This is a genomic window from Streptomyces sp. NPDC049879, from assembly GCF_044461265.1.
GTDB lineage: Bacteria > Actinomycetota > Actinomycetes > Streptomycetales > Streptomycetaceae > Streptomyces.
The window spans coordinates 41,449-60,551 of record NZ_JBITKT010000005.1; the positions used below are offsets into that span (position 1 = coordinate 41,449).

Below are 19,103 nucleotides of genomic sequence, written 5' to 3' on the forward strand. Positions count from 1 at the left end.
TACGCTCCGCCTATGCCTCGCGTATCCCCCGCACACATGGAGGCCCGCAGGCGACAGATCCTGGAGGGCGCCGCCCGCTGCTTCGCGCGGGACGGCTTCCACGCCACGTCGATGCAGGACATCCTCAAGGAGACCGGCCTGTCGGCCGGAGCGGTCTACCGCTACTTCCCGGGGAAGGACGCGATGATCGTGGACCTCGCGCACGATGTCCTGCGGGAGGTCGCGGCCGTGTTCCGGGACGCGTCACTCGCCGAGCGGCCGCCGCTCCCCGACGTCATCCTGGGCAACGCGCTCACCCGCGCGGCCGACCTCCTCACGTTCCCGCCGTCGCTGATCGTGCAGGTCTGGGCGGAGACCGTGCGCAGCCCCGAGCTGGCCACGGTGCTGCGGACCGGGCTGAACAGCCTCGTCGGGCACTGGCGGGTCATCGTGGAGACCTACCAGCGCAACGGCTGGATGCGGCCCGACATCCCGGCCGAACACGTAGCGCGGACCCTTGCGGCATGCGCACAGGGCTACCTGCTCCAGTCGGCCCTGCTGGGCCAGCAGGACGTGTCCGTGGTGGCGGAGGGCCTGCGCGGCATCATGTCGATCGACATCCCCGGCGCCCAGGAGACCTGACCGCCGGAGACCCCGACCACCCCACCGGGCCAAGCCCCGCGTATGCGGGGAGCAGTACGTGGATGAGGCGACCCTGATACCCGAGGCGGGACCATCCCCGCGTATGCGGGGAGCAGGTGAGGGGGTGGGGCTCGTCGGCCCCGAGCTGGGGACCATCCCCGCGTGTGCGGGGAGCAGCGGCGAGCGGCGCGAAGAAGGCGTCCTGGACGGGGACCATCCCCGCGTGTGCGGGGAGCAGAGTCTTTGTACTGCGGGTTTGGTGGTGTGAGGGGTGGATTTTGCTTAGCTTTACCTTGGCCCGGGGCGGGGTCATGTGTCGGGGGTGAGGTCTTCGTCGAGGCGGCGGTCCAGGGCCAGGGACACCTCCGCGTAGACCGCCTTCTTCGCCAGCGGCCGCAGCCGTTCCAGTGCCTCCGTCAGGCGTCGCACGTCCTCCGCCGCCAAGGGGCGCCGGTGGCCCGGGGCGAGGATCTCGGGGAGGACGTGTTCCCGCAGCAGGCCGGTGAAGATGTCGGCCAGTGCGTCGGCGTACGCCCGCAGTTGCCGCCCGGCCGCCAGCATCGCCGACAGCGGGATGCCCTCCCCCGCCAGCGCGGCGGACGCCTCCAGCAGGTCGCGGCTGACGTGCACCAGCTCCTCGCCGTCCACCGCCACGTAGCCGATCTCCAGGGCCGCCGCGAGGTCGGCTGACGCCGGGTCGGCGAAGTACGCGGCGAGGCGTTCGGGGGTGAGGCGGACGGGGCGTTCCTCCGCCCAGGGGCGCGGCTCGCGCAGGCCGAGGAGTTCGGCGGTGTGCCCGGCGTCGCGGCCCTCGGTGAAGGCGGTGAGCAGTTCGGCGATGCCGCCGAGGGTGTGCCCGCGCGCCAGGAGGCCGTCGATGGTGCGGAGCCGGGCGAGGTGGCGTTCGTCGTACCAGGCGACGCGGCCCGCGCGGCGGGGCGGCGGGAGGAGGCGGCGTTCGCGGTAGTACCGCAGGGTCCGCTCGGTGATCCCGGCCGCCTCGGCCAGCTCCGCCGCGCGGTACTCCCGTCTGCCTGCCACGCGGCGAGTGTAGGCGGACGGGCGGTGAACGGGCGTCCGGCAAAGGCGCGTTCGCCCCCTACCGATCGGTAGGGTCCTCCTCTACGCTCCCACTGTGCCAGTGAACGCTGGCAGCATCGCAGCGCTCGCCAGGGAGGCCGGCCGCATGGGCGTCGTCGGGACGGAGCACGTACGGGTCGCCGTGATCGGCGCGGGTTTCGGCGGCCTCGGGGCGGCGGTGCGGCTGCGGCGCTCGGGCGTCACGGACTTCGTGGTCCTCGAACGGGCGGACGCGGTCGGCGGGACGTGGCGCGACAACACGTACCCGGGCTGCGCGTGCGACGTGCCCTCGCACCTGTACTCGTTCTCCTTCGCGCCCAACCCCCGCTGGCCGCGCGCCTTCTCGGGGCAGCCGCACATCAGGGCGTACCTGGAGTGGGTCGCCGACACGTACGGCCTGCGCCCGCACCTGCGGCTGGGCGCCGGGGTCGAGTCGGCGCGCTGGGACGGCGACGAGCTGCGCTGGGTCGTGGAGACGAGCGGCGGCGGCACGCTGACGGCGGACGTCGTCGTGTCCGCGACGGGCCCGCTCTCCGACCCGAGGCTGCCGGACGTGCCGGGCCTGGACGGCTTCCCCGGCCGGGTGTTCCACTCGGCGCGCTGGGACCACGGGCACCCGCTGCGGGGGCGGCGGGTCGCGGTGGTCGGGACGGGTGCGTCGGCCGTGCAGTTCGTGCCGCGCATACAGCGCGAGGCGGCGGAGGTCACCGTCTTCCAGCGCACCCCGCCCTGGGTCCTGCCGCGCGCCGACCGGCCCATCAGCGGCCTCGAACGGCTCCTGCACGCCCGGCTGCCCGCGACCCGCGCGGCGCGCCGCCAACTGCTGTGGGGCATACGGGAGATGCAGGTCGGCGCGTTCGCGTCCCGCCCGGACATGATGCGCGGTCTGGAGAAGCTCGCCCTCCTCCACATGCGCCGCGCCGTCAAGGACGAGGACCTGCGCCGCCGCCTCACGCCCGGCTACCGCATCGGCTGCAAGCGCATCCTGCTGTCGAACGACTGGTACCCGGCCCTGGCCAGGCCGCACGTCCGCCTCATCGACGCGGGACTGCGCGAGATACGCGGCGGCACGCTCGTCGCGGAGGACGGCCGGGAGACCGAGGCGGACACGATCGTGTTCGGCACCGGCTTCCGCGTCACCGACCTGCCGATCGCCCGGCGCGTCAAGGGCGCGGACGGGACGACCCTCGCCGAGTCGTGGCGCGACGGCATGGCGGCCCTGCGCGGCACGACGGCGGCCGGCTTCCCCAACTTCCTGACCGTCATCGGCCCCAACACCGGCCTCGGCAACAGTTCGATGATCCTCATCATCGAGGCCCAGCTCGCCTACCTCGCCGACTACCTGCGCGCCCTCGACCGGCTCGGCCCCCGCGCCGCCCTCTCCCCCAGGCCCCAGGCGGTCGCCGCGTGGAACGACCGCCTCCAGGCCCGGCTCGCCCGTTCGGTGTGGAACACCGGCGGCTGCGACAGCTGGTACCTCGACGCGCACGGCCGCAACACCACCGTCTGGCCGGGCACCACCCGCGAGTTCCGCATCGCCACCCAGCAGGTCGATCTCTCCGAATACGAGGTGCTGCGCCATGCCTGAGCCGTCCGCCCACCCGCCGTTCCCGCAGCAGTCCGCGCGCCGCGACTGGGCCGTCCGCATCGTGCCCTCCACGGGCGGCGCCCGCCTGCACACCGAGATACACGGGCCCGACGACGCCCCGACCGTCGTCCTCGTGCACGGCTGGACGTGCAACACCGCGCTGTGGCACGGCGTCCTACACCGCCTCCTCCCCGACCACCGGGTGGTCCTCTACGACCAGCGCGGCCACGGCCGCACGCCCCCCACGCCCGGCAACTGCGACGCGGACGCGCTCGCCGACGACCTGTGCGCCGTCCTCGACGCGACCGTCCCGGACGGCGCGCGCGCCGTCGTCGCCGGGCACTCCATGGGCGCTATGACGGTCGTCGCGGCGGCGGGCCGCCCGCAGCTGGCGGAACGGGCCGCCGCCGCGCTGCTGTGCTCCACCGGCATCGACCGGCTCACCGGGGAGTCCACGGTCCTGCCGCTGCGGCCCGGCGGCGTCCGCCTGGCGGGGCAGCGCTTCCTGCTCACCAACCGGCTCCGCTACGGGCCGCCGACCCCGCTGAGCCGCCGCCTCGTCCACCGCATCACCCTCGGTCCGGGGGCGACGCGTACGCAGCGGGCGGCGGTGACGCGCATGGTGTCGGCGTGCGCGCCCCGGCCGCGCGCCGAGTGGGGGCGCGTGCTCTCGGCGCTCGACCTCACCGAGCGCGCCGCCGCGCTCGACCTGCCGGTGACGCTGCTCCAGGGGACGGCCGACCGCCTCACCCCGCCCGTGCACGCGCACCGGCTCGCGGCGCTGCTGCCGCGCCGCCCGGAGTTCGCCGAGCTGCCCGGCATCGGGCACATGACGCCGTTCGAGGCGCCCGGCCGCGTCGCGGACGTGGTGCGCGGCCTGGTGAAGGAGCACCTGTGAGGCGGGCGGGTGTGCGCGGCAGGGTCGTCGTGGTGACGGGCGGCGCGCGGGGCGTGGGCGCGGCGCTGGCCCGTACGCTCGCGGCGCGTGGCGCGCGGGTCGCGCTGGTGGGTCTTGAGCCGGAGGAACTGGCCGCCGTCGCCGGGAGCCTGCCGCTGAAGGGCGGCTGGTGGGAGGCGGACGTGACGGACGCGGACGCGATGGAGGCCGTGGCGGGCGAGGTGCGGGAACGTTTCGGGACGGTGGACGCCGTGGTGGCGAACGCCGGGGTGGCGGCCGGGGGGCCGTTCGCCGACGCGGACGCCGCGACGTGGCGGCGCGTGGTCGAGGTGAACCTCGTCGGCTCCGCCGCGACCTGCCGCGCGTTCCTGCCCGCCCTGCGCGCGAGCCGGGGCTACTACCTGCAGGTCGCGTCGCTGGCCGCGCTCGCCCCGGCGCCGCTGATGACGGCGTACTGCGCGTCGAAGGCGGGCGTGGAGGCGTTCGCCCACTGCCTGCGTGCCGAGGTCGCGCCCGACGGGGTGGACGTGGGGGTCGCGTACCTGAGCTGGACGGACACGGACATGGTGCGCGGGGCCGACGAGGACCCGGTGCTGCGGGAGATGCGGGGACGGCTGCCCTGGCCCGCCGGGCGCACGTACCCGCTGGGGCCCGCGGTGGAACGCGTCGCCGACGGCATCGCGCGGCGCGCGCCGCATGTCTACGGGCAGCGGTGGCTGCGGGGTGTGCAGCCGCTGCGGGGGCTGCTGCCGTCACTGATCGGCGGCCCGCTGGGCCAGCGGGAGATCCGACGCCTGGCACCCCGGCTCGGCACCCTGGCAAAACGCGGCCTGGTCGGCGCGGGCGGCACGGCGGCCGAACGGGCCCACCGGGAGCGGTAACCGGCACGGCCGGACGCAAAGCGCGCCTCACTGCCCCAGATCGGCAAACCGCCCGGACAGCAGGAGACGCGGCAACCGGCACGGCGGCCTGGCTGGCGCGGGCGGCGGAGCGGGCCCCGACCACTGCGGGGACCGCTGCCATCGCTGACAGGCGGGCCGTCAGGGCTTCGGAAGATCCGGCGGCTGGCACCCCGGCTCGCCGACCTGGCCGGAACGAGCACCTCGGGAGCCGTGGCCCCGTGTGGAACGCGCGCCGCACCTTCCCGAGCAGGGTCGCAGATCGGCGGGCCCAGCGGCCTGGCCAGACGCAGGCGACGCAACGAGCCCGCCCGGAGCGGTGACCTGGCACGGCCGTATGCGCGGCGCACGCCCCAACTCCCCGGGCAGCGAAGGCCACTGCCGTCGCGGGTCGGCGGGTCGGCGGGTCGGGAGCCGTGGGCCGGGTTTGGCCGGGTTGACTCTCACATCGGTGTGAGACTTTAGCGTGCCGGTCATGACCACCGGCACAGCGTCCGTCACGGCCCCGGCCGATCCCCCCGTCCCGTCCGCCGCGCGCAGTGCGGCGGCGCTGGTGGTGCTCACCGCGACCGTGTTCGCCGTGGGCACCGCCGAGTGGGTCGTGGTCGGGCTGCTGCCGCAGCTGTCGGCCGCCTGGGACCGGCCGCCGGCGGCGACCGGTTCCCTGGTGACCTGGTACGCCCTCGTCGTCACGGTCGCCGGGCCGCTCGTGACGGTGCTGACGCTGCGTCTCGCGCGGCGCCGGGCGCTGCTCGCGCTGCTCGGCGTGTTCCTGGCGGGCAACGTCGCGGCAGCGCTGGCGGGCAGCTTCCCGGCCCTCGTCGCGGCCCGGATGCTGACCGCGCTCACCCACAGCACGGCCTTCGCGGCGGCGCTGGTCCTCGCCGTGGCGACGGTGCCCGCCGAACGGCGCGGACGCGCCATCGCCGTCGTCACCGCCGGATGGAACCTGGCCACGGTCCTCGGCGCGCCGCTGGGGACGTGGATCGGCGACCACCACGGCTGGCGCGCCACCTTCTGGGCCATCGCCGCGCTCGCCGCCGGGGTCCTGTGCGCCGTGGCCGTGCTCGTCCGGCCGTCCGCGCCCCGGGAGGACGCCGGTCCCGGGGGCGAGGTGCGGGGCGTGCTGCGGCCCCGGGTGGCGCTGGTGCTGGCGGTCATCGTGGCCGCGCAGGCCGGTCTGTTCACCGCGTACACCTACATCGCCCCGCTGCTGCGGCAGGTCAGCGGCTTCGGGCCGTCCGCCGTCACCACGCTGCTCGCCCTCTTCGGCGTCGGCGCGGTCGCGGGCAACGTGCTCGGCGGACGGCTGGCCGAACGCGCCCCGTGGACGGGGCTGTGCGCCGCGCTGACCGCGCTGGCGGGCGTACTGGCGGCGTTCACGGCGACGAGCCAGGTCCGCTGGGCGGCCGCCGTCACCGTGCTCGCCCTCGGCGTGACCGCCGCCACCCTCATCCCCCTGCTCCAGGACCGTGCCCTGGCCGCCGCCCCCGCCGCGCCCACCCTCGTCACGGCGATCAGCGCCTCGGCGTTCAACCTCGGCGTCGCGGGCGGCTCCCAGCTCGGCGCGCGGTCCCTGGACGCGGGGCGCGGCCTCGCCGACCTGCCCTGGATCGGCGCGCTGCTCGCCTGCGGCGCCGTCCTCCTCGCGGCCGCGACCGCCCGCCGGCACCGGGCCGTACCGCAGTGACCCCGCAGTGACCCCGCAGTGACCCCGCAGAGAAGAGAGAAGACCATGACCACCGCACCGTCCCCCTCCCGCCTCGGCCGCGTCGTGCGCGGCGCAGGACCCGGCCTGCTGCTCGCCCACGGCGCGGGCGGCGGCATCGACGCCAACTTCGGCCCCCTCATGGACACGCTGGCCGCCGGGCACACCGTCGTCGGCCCCGACTACCCCGGCACGGGCCGCACCCCACGCGCCACGGCGCCCCTCGGCCTCGACACCCTGGCCGACGCACTGGTCGCCACCGCCGTCGAGGAGGGCGTGGACACGTTCGCCATCGCCGGGTACTCGCTGGGCAGCGCGGTCGCCGTCCGGGCCGCGACCCGGCATCCCGGGCGCGTCACCGGGCTGGTCCTCACCGCCGGATTCGCCCACCCCAGCCCGCGGCTCCTCCTCGCGGCCCGGCTGTGGCGCGACCTGCTCCGCGACGGCGAGACGGAGCGCCTGGCCGCCTTCCTGTCCCTCATAGGCGTCAGCGCCCCTGTCCTGGACGGCGCGGCACAGGACGGCCTCGACGCCGCCCTCACGGCCACCGCGGCGGGCATCCCGCCCGGCACGGCGGACCACATCGACCTCCTCCTCGCCGAGGCCGACGTCCGCACCGACCTCGCCGCGCTCGCCGTGCCGGCCCTCGTCGTCTCGACCACGCTCGACCAGCTCGTCACGCCCCACCACCACCGGCAGCTCGCCGACGGCGTCCCCGGCGCCCGCTACGCCGAACTGGCCACCGGGCACCTCCCCTTCGCCGAGCAGCCGGAGAGGTGGGCCGCCCTCGTCACGGACTTTCTCCAGGACAACGGGATCTGACGGCCCGGTGTCAGGCGGGCGCGGGGCCGAAGCGCCAGCGCGTCTGGGCGTAGTCGCCCTTCCGGAAACCGAACGCCGTCTCCGGGGCCACGCGGTAGACGACGGCGCGTCCGCTGCCCGCGCCGTGCAGCGCGCCGTCCGCCACGTCGAAATGCCATTCGGAGGAGTACTTCGCCTCGACGGCCTCCGCGACGCGGCGCAGGACCGCGTCGTCCTGGAGCAGGCGGGCCGTCCCCTCCACGACGAGGTCGAGGCCGGACCGCAGCTCGTTGCCGCCCGTGGTGAGGACGCAGTGGGCGTTGGCGGTGAGGTTGCGGGCCTTGCGCTCGTGCGGCCCGGTGACGAAGTGCAGCGCCTCGTCCAGCCAGACGGCCAGGACCGGCGTGACGTGCGGGCGGCCCTCGGGGCGGACGGTGGAGAGCCAGTAGACCTCCGCCGCCGCCAGCAGCGCGCGTCCCTCCGGCCAGGACGTCGGGGCGGCGCCCGGCGAGCTGTAGCGGGCGTCGAGTTCGGTGACCGGTTCCCGTGTCCTGGGGTCCCTCGGCTGTTCCTGTGTCATGTGCCAGCGGTTCCTTCCCTGTCCGTACGGTTCATCCGGTACGTACGACCGCGGGGCGGCCCGGAAGTCATCGGTCGGCGCGCGGCCTGGGGGCGGAGTCGGTCAGCGCGATGAGGTGCCCCTGCCCCTGCGCCAGGCAGGACAGCTGCCAGCCGGTGCGAGCGGTGAGCCGTTCGGGCTCGGGCGTGAGGCCGTGCTGGGCGGCCAGTTCGGGCGCGTAGAGGCGCGCGGTCGCCTCCAGCAGCGCCGCGTACGCGTCCACCGCCGCCCGGCCGCGCCGCCAGCCGGTCGCCGTGATCGCGGCGGCGACCGGCAGGCCCGGCCACCACAGGGCGGCGACGGCCAGGTAGAGCACGCCCCAGCCGGCGAGGGTGGCGGCCCGGCGGAAGGACTCGCGGGCGGCGGTCACCTCGACGCGGGACGTGTCGGGCAGGATCAGCCACAGGTGGGGCCAGACGCTGGCGAGGTCGAGCGCGTACTCGCGGTCGAGGCGGACCACCGGCGCGTTGAGGCGGTCGGCCATCCAGGTGGGGCGCTCGGGGCGTTCGCGGGATATCGCGTCCACCCGGGCGCGGGCCGCCGTCAGGTCGGGTCCCGGCGGCGGGGCGGTGCCGGTCGCGCGGGCGTCGGCCAGCTCCGCGACGCGCGCGTCGTACGCCGCCGAGCGCGCGGCCCAGCGCCGCTGCCGCCGGGCGGTCAGGCGGCGCGGCGCCGCGCCCGGCGTGAGCCACCAGCGCTCGGCGAGCGAGCCGAGCGCCTGCGCGGCGAGGCCCGCCCCGGCCGCGCCGAGCAGGACGGCGACGAGGACGAGCGCCGGGCCGCCGGTGCCGTCGAAGCGCGGGGACGCGGCCCAGGTGTCGAGCCGGTCGGCGAGCTGCCCGACGGCGAACGGGTCGGCGTGACCGAGCGTCCCGGCCGCGGCCAGCGCGGCGAGGAACAGGGCGCCTGGCAGGACCAGCAGGGAGAGCCAGCGTTCGGCCAGGTGCTTGCCCAGTTCGGTCAGCAGACCGCCCATCTCAGAGCCGTTCCCAGCGCAGGGGCTCGCCGAGGAGGGCGCAGGAGGGCGGCGCGGCCTGGGCGGCGGTCGGCAGCCAGCGGCGCGAGCAGCTGCCGGTGGGGCAGAGGAAGACGGCGGCGGCGGGGCGCGGGGTGACGGGCAGTCCGCCGTACCCGGGATCGGTCCCGGACTGGTCGGGCGCGCGGTCCACGCCCCAGTGGCGGGCGGCGGTGTCCTCGTACAGCCCGGCGGCGTCGCCCGCGCGCTGGAGCGCCTCGTCCAGGGCGTCGAGCGCGGCGGCGCGGTCGTCGTGCGTGCCGTCCCTGACGGCGGCCAGCAGGGCGTCGAGCGCGGACTCGTCCGGCGTCCCGGCCAGCACGTCGCGGATGCCGGCCAGGTCGGCGCAGACCTCCGCGACCCCGGCCCTGACCTCGGCGGCCTCGCCCGGCGGCGGGGCGGAGATGTCGCTGGTATCGCTCACAGTGCCGACCGTACCCCCTTCCGTCACCGAGGGGCAGCGCGCGGGCGGCGCCCGGTACGACTGTGGGGCGCGTCCGCTGCCGGACGCGCCCCACGGTGGTCCCGGCTCAGTGGCCGGAGCCGTCGTCGCGGCGCTCGTCGCGCTTCTGCTTGGCGCGGTCGGCGGCCTTGCGGCCCTGCTCCTTGCCGCGCTTCACCATGTCGTCGCGCTTGTTCCCGTCCCCCTGGTCGCCGCCCCGGGAGCGGTCGTCGTTGCGCTCGTCCATGGCCTCCTTGGCCCGGTTCTGGAGTTCCTTGGCCTTGTCCTTGAACTGGTCTGAGATGCCCATGTGCCGCACTCCTCCACGGGTGGGTCGGTCCGGGTCACCAGCGTCGCACGCTGGGGGACGTACCGCACTTTCTCGGACAAAAGTGCGACCCTATGCCTCCTCGGCCGTGCGCGGCGGCAGCGGGGGGCGGCTGCGGTCGGGGACGCCCTCGTAGCCGGGCGGCTCGGCGGCGGGCTCGCGCTCCAGCAGTTCGAGCGCCACGCGCACGGCGGCCTTGAGGACCATCGGGCGGCCCTCGGCCCAGTCGAGCGGGGTGCGCAGCGCCTCGATGTCGGGCGCGACGCCGTGGTTCTCGACGCCCCAGCCGTACTCCCCGAACCAGGCCGCGTTCATCGGCACCGTGATGTCCGTGTCGTCGCCGAGCCGGTGGTCGCCCGTGATCCCGACGACGCCGCCCCAGGTGCGCGTGCCGACGACCGGGCCGATGCCCAGCAGCCGGAAGGCCGCCGTGATCATGTCGCCGTCCGACGAGGTCGCCTCGTCCGCCACCGCGACGACCGGGCCGCGCGGCGCGTTCGACGCGTACGAGACGGGCTGCTCGTTGCGCGTCAGGTCCCAGCCGAGGATGGTGCGGGTCAGCTTCTCCACGACCAGCTCGCTGATGTTGCCGCCCGCGTTGCCGCGCACGTCCACGATCAGCGCGGGCCGCGAGAACTCCAGGCGCAGATCGCGGTTGAACTGCGCCCAGCCCGAGCCGCCCATGTCCGGGATGTGCACATAGCCGCACGCGCCGCCGCTCAGCTCGCGCACGATCTCCCGGCGCCGCACCACCCAGTCCTGGTAGCGCAGCGACCTGTCGTCGATCAGCGGCACGACCGCGATGCGGCGGCGCGCCCGCGGGTTGCCCTCCTCGGCGAACGTCAGCTCCACGCTCGTCCCGCCCGTGCCGGCCAGCAGCGGCCACGGGCCCGTCACCGGATCGACGGGCCGCCCGCCGACATGCGTCAGCACCGCGCCCTCGCGCACGCCCGTACCGGCCAGCGGGGAGCGCGCCCGGGAGTCGGACGAGTCGCCCGGCAGGACGCGCTGGAGCTGCCAGGCGCCGTCCTTGGTGCGGCACAGGTCGGCGCCCAGGAGGCCCTGCGCGCGCTGGTAGTGCGGCGGGCCCTCGTCGCGGCGGGACGGGGTGACGTACGCGTGGGACGTGCCCAGCTCGCCCATCGCCTCGTACAGCAGGTCGGCGAACTCGTCGGGGCTCGCGACGCGTTCCACCAGCGGCCGGTACTGGTCCAGGACGGCCGACCAGTCCACGCCCGACATGCCGGGGTCCCAGAAGTGGTCGCGGACGATCCGCCCCGCCTCGTCGAACGACTGGCGCCACTCGGCCGCCGGGTCGGCGACGTGCACGATGCGGCGCAGGTCCACGTGGACCGTCGAGTCGCCGTCGCCCGACTCGGTGGCGGGGACGGCGCGCAGGTCGTTGTCCTCGCTGACGACCAGCCGCGACCCGTCGCCGCTGACGGCGAACCAGTCGACGTCGTCGGTCAGTTCGGTGCGCTTCGCCTTGGCGAGGTCGAAGTGTTCGAGCGTCGGCCTGCCCGAGGTGTGGTCGGGGTTGACGAACGTCTCGCCGAGCGCGCCCGAGATCGGCCAGCGCAGCCACACCAGACCGCCCCCGGCGACCGGGCGCAGCGAGGAGTACTTGGACGCGGCGACCGGGAACGGCGTCACGCGGCTGCCGAGCCCCTCGGCCTCCACGTGCACGGTGCCGTCCTCGCCGCCCGCCTCGTCCGGGTCGAGGCCGCCCGCCGCCGGGCGGCCCTCGGGGGTGATGGCGAACGGGGAGCGGGTCGCGGAGGCGAGCGGCACCAGGTAGGGGCGGCAGCCGAGGGGGAAGGAGAGGTCGCCGGTGTGCACGTCGTAGACCGGGTCGAAGCCGCGCCAGGAGAGGAACGCGAGGTAGCGGCCGTCGCTCGTGAAGACGGGCTCCTCGTCCTCGAACCTGCCGTCCGTCACGTCGAGGACGGTCCGGTCGCCCCGGGCCAGCTTGACGATCTTGATCTGCGTCAGCGTGCGGCCGACGCCGGGCTGGGCCCAGGCGAGCCAGGAGGAGTCGGGCGAGAAGGCGAGGTCGCGGACCGGGCCGTTGACGGAGCGGATGATCTCCACGACCCCCTCGGCGACCTCCCCGGCGTCCACGCCGGACTCCTCCGCTGCCTCCTCCGCTGCCTCCTCCTCTCCCTCTCCCTCTTCCTCCTGCTCCTGCTCCTCCTCCGCCGCTTCCTCCTGTTCCTCCTCCTGCTCTTCTTGCTCCTCTTGCTGCTCCTCTTCCTCCTGCTGGGGCACCCGCACGACCAGCAGCCGCCCGTCGTGCGTCGCCACGGCCATCACCGAGCCGTCCGGCGAGGACACCAGCTCCCGCACCCGCCCCAGCTCGCCCACCGCCACCCGCACGGGGTCGCGCCCGCCGCTGGCGCGCGGCAGGTGGGCCACCTCGATCGCGTCCTCGCCCTCGGCGTCCGTGAGGTACGCCACCCGCCCGGTGTCGCCGAGCATCTCGGGCAGCCGCACCCGTACGCCGCCGGTGACCGCCATGGCGCGCGCGGGCCCGTCGCGGTGGGTCAGCCAGTACAGGCCGCCGCGCACCGTCACCGCGCTGGCGCGGCCCGTCGTGTCCACGGCGAGCCCGTCCACGTGCGCGGCGGTGTGCACCTGGTACGGGCGGCGGCCGGTGCGCGGGCCGCCGAGGCGCACGGGCAGCCGCCGCGGGACCGAGCCGGGGACCAGCTCGTCCACGGCCCACAGCTCGCCCGCGCACTGGTAGACGACGCGCCGCCCGTCCGTGGAGGCGTGCCGTGCGTAGAACGTGTCGTGGTCGGTGTGCCGCCACAGCTGGGCGCCGTCGGGGCGGCAGGAGTAGAGGTTGCCGATCCCCTCGTGGTCGGAGAGGAACGCGATCCGGTCGCCGACGATCATCGGGCTGTCGAGGTGGCCGCCGATCCCGTCCAGGAGGCGGGCGCCGTCGTACCAGAGCCGGCCCGTCGCGCCGCCCCGGTAGCGCTTCCACTCGGCCGGTTCCTGCGGCGCCTTGCCCGTCAGCAGCAGCGTGTGCGCGCCGGAGACCGCGATGCCCGCGACCGGCCCCCACGGCAGCTGGTCGCCGGGGCCGCCCGTGACCGGCACGGTGTACGCCCAGGTGACGTACGCGAACGGCTGCCCGTGCGACCCGACAGCCAGGACCCGGCTGCCGCCCGGCGTGTCCGGCGGCGTCCAGCCGCAGACGCGGGTGTCGTACGACGCCCAGTGCGTGAGCTGCCGCACCTGCCCGCCGTCCGCCGAGGCGAGGTGGATCTCGGGGTCGAGCGTGCGCCAGCTGGTGAACGCGATGGAGCGGCCGTCTGGGGAGAAGCGCGGCGCACCGAGCCGGGTACGATCGACAGTCAGCCGCCAGGCGCGTTCCGCTGCGCCGCGGCCCCGGCTCGGCAACGGTGCCAGCCAGAGATCGTCCTCGGCGACGAAGCAGAGCATGTCGCCGCCCAGGTGGGGGAAGCGGAGATACCCGTCGGGGTCGGACCCGCCCGTCCCGTCGCCGGTGGCGGGGATGTCCGTGAGGTCTGGCTCGGATGGCTCGGATGTGTGACTCACATGTCCCATGCTTCGGTTCCCCGATTGCACCGGCAAGTCCTTCCGCCCAACGCTTTGTGATTCAAGTCACAATCCGGGTCGGAGGCTCACCTTCCGGGCACCGGCCGGGCGTCTCGCCCCATGAGCTGTGAACTTCCCGGTTTCACGCTCTATCGCCCAAGACACGACACGACACGACATCCGGACAGGAGAACCTGCCCCGTGGCCACGTTCCTGTACAAACTCGGCCGACTGGCCTTCCGGCGCCGCTGGTGGGTGGGTCTCGCCTGGCTGGCGATACTCGTCGGCATAGGCACCGGCGCCGCCACCGCGGGAGACCCGCCAGAAGACGAGTTCACCCTGCCGGGCACCGAGGCGCAGCAGGCGTTCGACGTGCTGGCGGAGGAGTTCCCGCAGGCCAACGCCGAGGCCGTCGAGACGCGCATCGTCTTCCGCGCGCCCGACGGCGGCTCCATATCCGAGGGCGCGCACCGCACCGCCGTCGAGGACGTCCTGCGCGAGGCCGCGGACAACGACCTCGTCGCCAACGTGACCGACCCGTTCGCCGAGGGGGGCGGCACCGTCAGCCCCGACGGGACCACCACGTTCGCCACGGTCAGCTACACCGACGCCTTCCACATGGACGAGGACCTGGAGGCGGAGCACGAGACCCTCGTCGGGATCATGGACGACGGCCGTGACCAGGGCCTTGAGGTCGAGGCGTCCGGCCTGGTCGCGATGGGCCCGACGGAGATGGGCGGCGGCGAGGCCGTCGGCATCCTGGTCGCCGCGGTCGTGCTCGTCATCACCTTCGGCTCGCTGGTCGCCGCCGGTCTGTCGCTGCTCACCGCGCTGATCGGCGTCGGCGTCGGCACGATGGGCATCGCGGCGCTGTCCGCCACCCTCGGCCTGTCCGCCACCACCGGCATCCTCGCCACGATGATCGGCCTCGCGGTCGGCATCGACTACGCCCTGTTCATCGTCTCCCGCTACCGCGCGGAGCTGGTCGAGGGGCACAGCCGCGAGGAGGCGGCGGGACGCGCCGTGGGCACGGCCGGTTCGGCCGTGGTCTTCGCCGGTCTGACCGTCATCATCGCGCTGTGCGGCCTGGCGATCGTCAACGTGCCGCTGCTCACGAAGATGGGCATCACCGCGGGTGCCGCCGTCGCGCTGGCCGTGCTGATCGCCCTGACGCTGGTGCCCGCCGCGCTCGGCATGATCGGCAAGCGGATCTTCGGCCGCCGCCACCGCAAGCAGAACCCGGAGACGCACGTCCCCGCCAGCCTCCAGCGCAACGGCAAGGAGCCCATGGGCGTGCGCTGGTCGCGCGCCGTCCTGCGCCGCCCGGGTCTGGTGCTCGTGGGCTCCATCCTCGGCCTCGGCGTGCTGGCCGTGCCGGTCGCCGACATGGAGCTTGGCCTGCCCGGCGACGAGGTGGCGGCTCCCGACACCACGCAGCGCAAGGCGTACGACACCCTCAGCGAGGGCTTCGGCGCCGGGTTCAACGGGCCGCTGCTGATGGTGCTCCAGGGCGGTGACGGCGTGGACCTCACGGCCGCGGGCGAGACGCTCGCCGCCGACCTGGAGGGCTACGACGACGTGGTGACCACCACGCCGGCGGTGCTGAACGAGGCCGGGACCGTCGCGACCGTGACGGTCTTCCCCGAGTCGGGCCCGTCGAGCCCGGAGACCACCGACCTGGTGGCCGACCTGCGGGGCGACTTCGCGGACGACTTCGCCGCGGAGACGGGCGCCGAGCTGCTGGTGTCGGGGCAGACCGCCGCGCAGAGCGACTTCTCGCAGGTGATGAACGACGCGCTGGTGCCGTACCTGACCCTGGTCGTCGGCCTGGCGTTCGTCCTGCTGGTGCTCGTCTTCCGGTCGCTGCTGGTGCCGCTGAAGGCGGCGCTCGGCTTCCTGCTGTCCGTGCTGGCGGCGCTCGGCATCATCGTCGCCGTCTTCCAGTGGGGCTGGGCGGCGAGCCTGATCGGGGTCGAGGAGACCAGTCCGATCATGAGCATGATGCCGATCTTCATGGTGGGTGTGATCTTCGGCCTGGCGATGGACTACGAGGTGTTCCTCGTGACCCGTATCCGCGAGGCGCACGTCCACGGCGAGGAGGCGCACGACGCCATCGTGACCGGCTTCCGGCTGAACGCGCGGGTGGTCACCGCCGCGGCGATCATCATGATCAGCGTCTTCGGCGCCTTCGCGGCCGTCTCGGGCGAGTCCATGATCAAGATGATGGGCCTCGGCATGGCGTCGGCCGTCCTGCTGGACGCGTTCGTCGTCCGCATGACGATCGTCCCGGCGCTGATGGGGCTGGTGGGCGAACGCGCCTGGTGGCTGCCGAAGTGGCTGGACCGCGCGCTGCCCAACGTCGACGTGGAGGGTGAGTCCCTGGAGCGTTATCTGAAGGCCAACGGCAAGGGCCGCGACAGCCTGGAGCCGGAGCGGGAGAACGCCACCGCGTCCGTGGGCTGAACCGACCCCCGGCCGAAGGGCCGCACCGGGTGTCGTGTGACGGAGCCCGGTCCCGTGACCACCGCGAGAGCGGCGGCGCGGGGCCGGGCTCCGCGGCGTTTCCGGGGGCGGAGGGGGGCGCGAGGGGCGCGCGGACGGGCGTGCGTGGCCGCGTACGTTCGACCAGATGTAACCGACGCGCTCTTGCGAACCCTTCGCAAGAGCGTCCTATGATCGAACGTCGCTCGAAACGTCCCTGATGTACCCGCCCCCGCAGTACCCGCTCGAAGCACCCGCTTGACGTACCCGAGAGAGTGAGACCGGCATGCATGTCCCCGACGGGTTCCTGAACGCCCCCGTGTCGGTGGCGACCGGAGTCGTCGCCGCCGGCGCGGTCGCCGTCGCCCTGCGCGGCGCCCGGCGCGAACTCGACGAACGCACCGCGCCCCTGGCCGGTCTGGTCGCCGCCTTCATCTTCGCCGTCCAGATGCTCAACTTCCCCGTCGCCGCCGGTACGAGCGGCCATCTCCTGGGCGGCGCGCTGGCGACCGTCCTGGTGGGCCCGTGCACGGCCGTGCTCTGCCTGGCGGTCGTCCTCCTGATGCAGGGCCTCCTGTTCGCGGACGGCGGGCTGACCGCGCTCGGCACCAACATCACGGTGATGGGCGTCGTCACCGCCGTGGTCGCCCACCTGGTCTTCCACTCCCTGCTGCGCGTCCTGCCGCGCCGGAACGGGGCGCGCGGCCCCGTCGCCGTCGCCACCTTCGCCGCCGCGCTGATATCCGTGCCCGTCGCCGCGATCGCGTTCACCGGGCTCTACGCCATCGGCGGGACGGCGGACGTGTCCCTCGGCCGCGTCTTCGCCGCCATGGTCGGGGTGCACGTCCTCATCGGCATCGGCGAGGCCGTCATCACGACGGCGACCGTCGGCGCCGTCCTCGCCGTACGGCCCGACCTGGTGCGCGCCGCCCGTTCCGTCGCGCGCCCCGCCCTGGTCATACGCGGCGGCGCGGGTGCCGACGCCCCGGCGCCCGCGCCCGGGCCGGCCGCCGCACCGGCCCGTTCCCTGCGCCCGCTGTGGCTCGGCGGTCTCGGCGTGGCCGTGGTGTGCGCCGCGTTCGTCAGCTTCTACGCGTCCGCCGAGCCGGACGGCCTGGAGCGCGTCGCGACCGACGAGGGCATCGCCGAGGAGGCGCGCGCGCACGACATGGCCGACTCGCCGCTGGCCGACTACGGCGTGCGGGACGTGGACAACGAGCGGCTGTCCACCGGCCTGGCGGGCGCGGCCGGTGTCGCCGTGACGCTCGCGGTCGGCTCCGGGGTCTTCGTCGCCGTCCGCCGCCGCACCGGGCACGGCGCGGAGGGCAGCGGCGGCGCGGGGAACGACGGCGCGGCGGCCGGGCGCCGGGAGACCGTCGCCCCGTGAGCGGTACCCACGGTTCCGCCGGGCGGGGCGGCGGCGCGGCGCGGCTGTACCGGCCCGGCACCTCGGCCGTGCACCGGCTGCCCGCGCACTGCAAGCTGGTCGCGGTCCTCGCGTTCGTCCTCACCGTCGTCGCGACGCCGCGGGAGGCGGTGTGGGCCTTCGGGGTCTACGCCGCGTTCCTCGCGGGCGTCGCGGCGGTGGCGCGGCTGCCCGCCGGCTTCGTGCTGCGGCGCCTGCTGATCGAGGTGCCGTTCGTCGCCTTCGCGGTGCTGCTGCCGTTCGTCGCCGCCGGGCCGCGCGTCGAGTGGCTCGGCCTGTCGCTGAGCGAGTCGGGCCTGTGGGGCGCGTGGAACGTCCTGGCCAAGGGCACCCTGGGCGTCGCCGCCTCCGTCCTGCTCGCGGCGACGACCGAGCTGCGGCAGGTCCTCCTCGGGCTGCAACGGCTGCGGCTGCCCCCGCTGCTGGTGCAGATCGCGTCGTTCATGCTGCGCTACGCCGACGTGATCTCGGACGAGCTGGCGCGCATGCGCGTCGCCCGCGAGTCGCGGGGCTTCACCGCGCGCGGACCGCGCCACTGGGGCGTGCTCGCCAAGACGGCCGGGGCGCTGTTCATCCGGTGCTACGAGCGGGGCGAGCGCGTCCATCTCGCCATGCTCAGCCGGGGGTACGCGGGCAGCATGCCCGTCGTGGACCGGCTCGCCGCGGGCCGCGCGCAGTGGGCGCGGGCGGCGGCACTCCCCGCGTCGGCCCTCGTGGTGTGTGTGCTGGGATGGACCCTGTGAGCAGCAGCACCGAGCACGCCCCCGCGCCGTCCCTCGACGTCTCAGGGCTGGCCTACGCCTATCCGGACGGCCACCAGGCCCTGTTCGGCGTGGACCTGACCGTGGGGCGCGGCGAACGCGTCGCGCTCCTCGGGCCGAACGGCGCGGGCAAGACCACCCTCGTCCTGCACCTCAACGGCATCCTCACGGCGGGCGCGGGCAGCGTGCGCGTCGCCGGGCTGCCGGTGCGCAAGGACACCCTGGCCGAGATCAGGCGGCGCGTCGGCATCGTCTTCCAGGACCCGGACGACCAGCTGTTCATGCCCACGGTCCGGGAGGACGTCGCGTTCGGCCCGGCCAACGCGGGGCTGCGCGGCGCGGAGCTGGAGAGCTGCGTGGCGCGGGCGCTGGAACGCGTGGGCATGGCGGAGTACGCGGACCGGCCGCCGCACCACCTGTCGTTCGGGCAGCGCCGCCGCGTCGCCGTCGCGACCGTGCTGGCGATGGACCCGGAGATCCTGGTGCTGGACGAGCCGTCGGCCAACCTCGACCCGGCCGCGCGCCGCGAACTGGCCGACATCCTGCGCTCGCTCGACCTGACCGTCCTGATGGTGACGCACGACCTGCCGTACGCGCTGGAGCTGTGCCCGCGCTCGGTGGTGCTCAGCGAGGGCGTGATCGCCGCGGACGGACCGACCGCCGACCTGCTGGCCGACGACGACCTGCTGCGCGCGCACCGGCTGGAGCTGCCGTTCGGCTTCGACCCGCGCGCCGCGCGCCGCTGAACCCGGCGCCCCGGCCGGTTCGCCGTCTCCGTCGTCCAGGACGCGGCGGGCGAGACCATCGCGGAGACGATCACGTCGCACACCTCGGCCTCGACATCGGCCCACGAATGACCGCGCCCCTCA

The 19,103-nt window shown here is 75.0% G+C and carries 16 protein-coding genes; 10 read left to right on the forward strand and 6 right to left on the reverse strand.

Annotation, left to right across the window (positions count from 1 at the left end):
• Positions 1–12: 12 nt before the first annotated feature.
• On the forward strand, positions 13–621 hold the full coding sequence (locus ACIBPC_RS18110) for a TetR/AcrR family transcriptional regulator (protein WP_362958233.1): 609 nt from the start codon (positions 13–15) through the stop codon (positions 619–621).
• Positions 622–930: 309 nt separating this feature from the next.
• On the opposite strand, the gene ACIBPC_RS18115 is transcribed toward ACIBPC_RS18110, so the two are convergent.
• A complete protein-coding gene (locus ACIBPC_RS18115; protein WP_398845740.1) occupies positions 931–1,662 on the reverse strand; it encodes a MerR family transcriptional regulator in 732 nt (243 codons plus the stop codon).
• Positions 1,663–1,807: 145 nt separating this feature from the next.
• On the opposite strand from ACIBPC_RS18115, the gene ACIBPC_RS18120 reads away from it, so the two are divergent.
• The 5 genes from ACIBPC_RS18120 to ACIBPC_RS18140 all read left to right on the forward strand — a co-directional run bounded on the left by ACIBPC_RS18120 (position 1,808) and on the right by ACIBPC_RS18140 (position 7,616).
• Positions 1,808–3,289 (forward strand): NAD(P)/FAD-dependent oxidoreductase, encoded by a 1,482-nt coding sequence (locus ACIBPC_RS18120; RefSeq protein WP_362958652.1) that lies wholly within the window; start codon positions 1,808–1,810, stop codon positions 3,287–3,289.
• Positions 3,282–4,187: an alpha/beta fold hydrolase gene (locus ACIBPC_RS18125; protein ID WP_398845743.1), complete on the forward strand. Its 906-nt coding sequence runs from the start codon at positions 3,282–3,284 to the stop codon at positions 4,185–4,187. Before ACIBPC_RS18120 ends, ACIBPC_RS18125 begins: the two co-directional genes overlap by 8 nt.
• Positions 4,184–5,068: a short-chain dehydrogenase/reductase gene (locus ACIBPC_RS18130; protein ID WP_398845746.1), complete on the forward strand. Its 885-nt coding sequence runs from the start codon at positions 4,184–4,186 to the stop codon at positions 5,066–5,068. The genes ACIBPC_RS18125 and ACIBPC_RS18130 overlap by 4 nt, the downstream gene beginning before the upstream one ends.
• 493 nt (positions 5,069–5,561) lie before the next feature.
• Positions 5,562–6,776, forward strand: a complete 1,215-nt coding sequence (locus ACIBPC_RS18135; protein ID WP_398845749.1) for an MFS transporter — start codon at positions 5,562–5,564, stop codon at positions 6,774–6,776.
• A 45-nt stretch (positions 6,777–6,821) separates the two neighbouring features.
• On the forward strand, positions 6,822–7,616 hold the full coding sequence (locus tag ACIBPC_RS18140; RefSeq protein WP_398845751.1) for an alpha/beta fold hydrolase: 795 nt from the start codon (positions 6,822–6,824) through the stop codon (positions 7,614–7,616).
• A gap of 10 nt (positions 7,617–7,626) precedes the next feature.
• Here the strand turns inward: ACIBPC_RS18140 and ACIBPC_RS18145 are convergent, their stop codons facing one another.
• The 5 genes from ACIBPC_RS18145 to ACIBPC_RS18165 form a co-directional block, all read right to left on the reverse strand.
• Positions 7,627–8,175, reverse strand: coding sequence for a pyridoxamine 5'-phosphate oxidase family protein (locus tag ACIBPC_RS18145; protein ID WP_362958249.1), 549 nt, complete (start codon positions 8,173–8,175; stop codon positions 7,627–7,629).
• A 67-nt stretch (positions 8,176–8,242) separates the two neighbouring features.
• Positions 8,243–9,190 carry a hypothetical protein gene (locus ACIBPC_RS18150; protein WP_398845754.1) on the reverse strand — a complete coding sequence of 316 codons (948 nt, stop codon included), beginning with the start codon at positions 9,188–9,190 and terminating at the stop codon, positions 8,243–8,245.
• Between the two features lies 1 nt (position 9,191).
• Positions 9,192–9,653, reverse strand: a complete 462-nt coding sequence (locus ACIBPC_RS18155; protein WP_362958255.1) for a hypothetical protein — start codon at positions 9,651–9,653, stop codon at positions 9,192–9,194.
• Positions 9,654–9,759: 106 nt separating this feature from the next.
• Positions 9,760–9,981, reverse strand: a complete 222-nt coding sequence (locus ACIBPC_RS18160; protein WP_362958258.1) for a hypothetical protein — start codon at positions 9,979–9,981, stop codon at positions 9,760–9,762.
• A 90-nt stretch (positions 9,982–10,071) separates the two neighbouring features.
• The gene (locus ACIBPC_RS18165; protein WP_398846558.1) at positions 10,072–13,449 is read right to left on the reverse strand and encodes a S41 family peptidase; all 3,378 of its coding nucleotides are present in this window, start codon (positions 13,447–13,449) and stop codon (positions 10,072–10,074) included.
• 318 nt (positions 13,450–13,767) lie between these two features.
• On the opposite strand from ACIBPC_RS18165, the gene ACIBPC_RS18170 reads away from it, so the two are divergent.
• The 4 genes from ACIBPC_RS18170 (at position 13,768) to ACIBPC_RS18185 (ending at position 18,980) form a co-directional block, all read left to right on the forward strand.
• Positions 13,768–16,029, forward strand: a complete 2,262-nt coding sequence (locus ACIBPC_RS18170; RefSeq protein WP_362958260.1) for an MMPL family transporter — start codon at positions 13,768–13,770, stop codon at positions 16,027–16,029.
• A gap of 304 nt (positions 16,030–16,333) precedes the next feature.
• Positions 16,334–17,434 carry an energy-coupling factor ABC transporter permease gene (locus tag ACIBPC_RS18175; protein ID WP_398845758.1) on the forward strand — a complete coding sequence of 367 codons (1,101 nt, stop codon included), beginning with the start codon at positions 16,334–16,336 and terminating at the stop codon, positions 17,432–17,434.
• Positions 17,431–18,216, forward strand: a complete 786-nt coding sequence (gene cbiQ / locus ACIBPC_RS18180; protein ID WP_362958266.1) for a cobalt ECF transporter T component CbiQ — start codon at positions 17,431–17,433, stop codon at positions 18,214–18,216. Before ACIBPC_RS18175 ends, cbiQ begins: the two co-directional genes overlap by 4 nt.
• The gene (locus ACIBPC_RS18185; RefSeq protein WP_362958269.1) at positions 18,204–18,980 is read left to right on the forward strand and encodes an ABC transporter ATP-binding protein; all 777 of its coding nucleotides are present in this window, start codon (positions 18,204–18,206) and stop codon (positions 18,978–18,980) included. Before cbiQ ends, ACIBPC_RS18185 begins: the two co-directional genes overlap by 13 nt.
• The last annotated feature ends 123 nt before the right edge of the window (positions 18,981–19,103 follow it).

Bases quoted from the DNA above. Each gene is read 5' to 3' on its own strand.
- ACIBPC_RS18110 (WP_362958233.1), top strand. From the start codon at position 13: ATGCCTCGCGTATCCCCCGCACACATGGAGGCCCGCAGGCGACAGATC.
- ACIBPC_RS18165 (WP_398846558.1), bottom strand. From the start codon at position 13,449: ATGCTCTGCTTCGTCGCCGAGGACGATCTCTGGCTGGCACCGTTGCCG.
- ACIBPC_RS18160 (WP_362958258.1), bottom strand. From the start codon at position 9,981: ATGGGCATCTCAGACCAGTTCAAGGACAAGGCCAAGGAACTCCAGAAC.
- ACIBPC_RS18175 (WP_398845758.1), top strand. From the start codon at position 16,334: ATGCATGTCCCCGACGGGTTCCTGAACGCCCCCGTGTCGGTGGCGACC.
- ACIBPC_RS18120 (WP_362958652.1), top strand. From the start codon at position 1,808: ATGGGCGTCGTCGGGACGGAGCACGTACGGGTCGCCGTGATCGGCGCG.
- ACIBPC_RS18125 (WP_398845743.1), top strand. From the start codon at position 3,282: ATGCCTGAGCCGTCCGCCCACCCGCCGTTCCCGCAGCAGTCCGCGCGC.
- ACIBPC_RS18140 (WP_398845751.1), top strand. From the start codon at position 6,822: ATGACCACCGCACCGTCCCCCTCCCGCCTCGGCCGCGTCGTGCGCGGC.
- ACIBPC_RS18185 (WP_362958269.1), top strand. From the start codon at position 18,204: ATGGACCCTGTGAGCAGCAGCACCGAGCACGCCCCCGCGCCGTCCCTC.
- ACIBPC_RS18150 (WP_398845754.1), bottom strand. From the start codon at position 9,190: ATGGGCGGTCTGCTGACCGAACTGGGCAAGCACCTGGCCGAACGCTGG.
- ACIBPC_RS18135 (WP_398845749.1), top strand. From the start codon at position 5,562: ATGACCACCGGCACAGCGTCCGTCACGGCCCCGGCCGATCCCCCCGTC.
- ACIBPC_RS18145 (WP_362958249.1), bottom strand. From the start codon at position 8,175: ATGACACAGGAACAGCCGAGGGACCCCAGGACACGGGAACCGGTCACC.